This is a genomic window from Streptomyces sp. NPDC051020 (assembly GCF_040683105.1).
GTDB lineage: Bacteria > Actinomycetota > Actinomycetes > Streptomycetales > Streptomycetaceae > Streptomyces.
Window position 1 is genome coordinate 1 of record NZ_JBFBCG010000203.1, and the last position, 2,653, is coordinate 2,653.

At 66.8% G+C, this 2,653-nt stretch carries 2 protein-coding genes and 2 pseudogenes; 2 read left to right on the forward strand and 2 right to left on the reverse strand.

Features of this window, described 5'->3' with window-relative positions:
• Nucleotides 1-542: 542 nt before the first annotated feature.
• Nucleotides 543-758, forward strand: a pseudogene (locus tag AB0N06_RS38605) (hypothetical protein); the annotation flags it as partial.
• A 597-nt stretch (nucleotides 759-1,355) separates the two neighbouring features.
• The gene (locus AB0N06_RS38610) at nucleotides 1,356-1,805 is read left to right on the forward strand and encodes a hypothetical protein (RefSeq protein ID WP_366139337.1); all 450 of its coding nucleotides are present in this window, start codon (nucleotides 1,356-1,358) and stop codon (nucleotides 1,803-1,805) included.
• A 32-nt stretch (nucleotides 1,806-1,837) separates the two neighbouring features.
• On the opposite strand, the gene AB0N06_RS38615 is transcribed toward AB0N06_RS38610, so the two are convergent.
• Both AB0N06_RS38615 and AB0N06_RS38620 read right to left on the reverse strand, forming a co-directional pair.
• The gene (locus AB0N06_RS38615) at nucleotides 1,838-2,308 is read right to left on the reverse strand and encodes a GNAT family N-acetyltransferase (RefSeq protein ID WP_366139338.1); all 471 of its coding nucleotides are present in this window, start codon (nucleotides 2,306-2,308) and stop codon (nucleotides 1,838-1,840) included.
• 28 nt (nucleotides 2,309-2,336) lie between these two features.
• A pseudogene (locus AB0N06_RS38620) lies at nucleotides 2,337-2,653 on the reverse strand (hypothetical protein); the annotation flags it as partial.

Consider the following 2,653-nt stretch of genomic DNA (forward strand, 5'->3'; position numbering starts at 1 on the left):
GGCCACCCCACGCCCGAATCCGCAGCCCAGCCCCGAAACGGCCTGCCCGACCCCGAAACGATCAACCGGGAATCACGCCGGTGGATCCGAGCTCAACAGCCACCCCTATTTGCGTTCTTGCTGTCTATCCGCACACTGAACAGTTTACGCGGCTCGCCCATACTGCCGGGCTCGGGCGGAGCGTGTGAGGGTGCATCAAAGTGGGTCCGGATAAAGTGCTTTCTAAGGGCCTACTGCCCCCGCATATGTGGCTGCTTCCTTGTGCCAAAGCTTTTACTGAATCCGGATCTCGGGCTCGTGCCACTCTGGGGTACGCCGTTGCGTGCGGGCATGCCTGTTCTCAGGGGCCGGCGCCCGCTACGGGCGGTGCAGCTGGATGCCGGTGACCCGGGCCTGGGGGTAGAGGGGCCCTCTTCCAGGGGTGTGTGTGTAGGGAGTCCTGCACACGGCGCAGCGGGCGAGGTAGAGCGCGGAAGCGGGGCTGTGCGCGGGTGCGGGTGCGGGTGTGACGGTGTACTCGCGTTGTTCGATGACGGTGATGAGGCGACGCGGTCAACATCGCCCGGCTCTGGGTCGAGGACATGCCTTCTCTGGAGCCCGGCGGGCGAGCCACGGTTCGCCTCGTGCCCATCACCCCCTCGCAGTGGAAGCACGTCCAGCCCGGCCAGCTGATCACCATGCACGAGGACCGATCCGTGGCCGGCACCGCAGTCATCCTGGAGGTTCACCGCCCTGCCACCACCATGCCCGCGGGATGACGTCGACTGATCGCAGGGCCCTTGCTGGTGCACATACCTCTGTACTTGGTGGAGCAGTCAACGAAGTACGCCGACACTCGGCCCCGCGGCGCGGACCTGACCCGCAAACGGGCCGGGAACCGTCGGCCCCGCGTCAACGTGACTGCCAGGGAAGCTTGGAGGGCTCTTCGAACCACTGGGAGGTCCGTGTTGGACGCGTTCGATACACCCGGGTCGGAACTCGACCTGTCAGACGAAGCCGACGACCTCAGCGACACCGCCGCCGCATGGGACTCGAAGCCGCCGTCCGCTCCGGATGTCGTCTTCAAGGAGGGAGCGGCCTCGCCCGGGCCGGCTTTTCCCCTTCCCGCCCCCTGGGCCAAGGTCCGCGGGAATCCCGCTGCCTCTTCCTCGCCGGTGCAGTCTGGCGGCGGGCTTGAGGACGACCTCACGTGTGTTCCGTCAGATGGAGCGGAGGGGCTGAAGCGGCGGGCGGAGCGGATCGAGAGGCTCAGCCGCGCCATCGAGTGCCTGGAGCCGCGGCCAGCCCGCGATTGGCGATCGACACGTCAGGTCGCTCAACTCCTGGACGAACTGGAGCATGTGGCCGTCACAGTCATGCCCTCTCGAGGCCTGATCACTTCGCCCCTGCTCAACGAGATCCGAGGGGCGCGCCCTGCCACGCCGATGAAACTGGCGGCTTTCGCGCGGGATTTCACTGCTGCGGCCTTCCAGTCGACCGCCCCCGACGGCAGCCGCACGCCACGGCGGGGCGGCTTCGACACGGCATGCGCGATCAGCATGGCCGAGGACGCACTTGCCTGGAGTGGACCGGACCCGGGCCTGGCGGCACTGCAGACAGTGGACACGGTGGTCCACCACAGCGGGGCAGGCCCACTCCTACGGACCGGCATGCGGCTCACCCTGCTGTGGGCGCACCCCGCCTCCATGGTCTTCGCCGTGGTCAGGATGCTGTCCGACCGCCCGGAAGGCCCCGCAGCGACGCCAGGGACCGTGATGCGTGACGCCGCCCTGGACAAGGTGCTGGGCGTGATCTTCGGCGCGTGACCCGCAGTCCGGCCATCGAAGGCTGACCGTCGTCAAGGGTGGCTGGTCAGGTCCTTGCTCATGTGCACGATCTTGCCTCCCCCGAAGGGCTCCTCGCCGTCAATCCGGTACCCGAGCCGACGGTAGAGGCGGATGTTCTCGGTGAACTGCTCGTTGGTGTAGAGCCGCAGCCGGCCCATCCCGCCCTCGGCAGCAACATGTTCAGCGTGTCCCATGAGGCGCCGGCCGATTCCCTTGCCCTGGCTGGAGGGTGAAACGGCCACGTTCTCGATTAGCAGGAGACCGTCGTCCTCGACAATGAGCTCGATGAGACCCACCAGCTCACCGCCCTGGTGAAGCAGGTCGATGCGGTGGGCCGTGATCGCCCAGGCGTAGTCGACGGTCATGGGCTTGGGCGGTCGGCCGATCACCGGTACCCACTTCGCGTAGGCGCTGTGGACCAGCGCATGCACGGCGTCGGTGTCGTCCGGTGCTGCTCGCCGCAGCGTGAGTTCGTCTGGCACAGCTCCCATGATGGCCTAAGAGGTCATCTCAATTGGTGAGGCGCCGTCGGATGAACGGCGCCGTTCCCAAGACGAGTACGGCGAAGGCGATCAGTCGTTGGAGGCCGGGCTGCTCAGACAGGGTGCTGTGCTGGATGCCGTAGGTCGCGTACCAGTTTGCGGAGAGGTCGGTCGTCATGATGGCGCACGCCAGGTCCGTTCCTTGACGCTTGCCGCTGACCAGTAGCACGGCGGCCAGCGGGTCAAAGAGTGAGGTTCCCCCGAGATGCGGGGAATGGTGACAGCGGGTCAGATGGGTCTCATGAGAGGAGCCCAGACGATGCCTGCGCCGAGGAAGTACCCGCT

Coding starts and splice junctions, on each gene's coding strand:
- AB0N06_RS38610 (WP_366139337.1), top strand. CDS start 1,356: ATGCCCTCTCGAGGCCTGATCACTTCGCCCCTGCTCAACGAGATCCGA.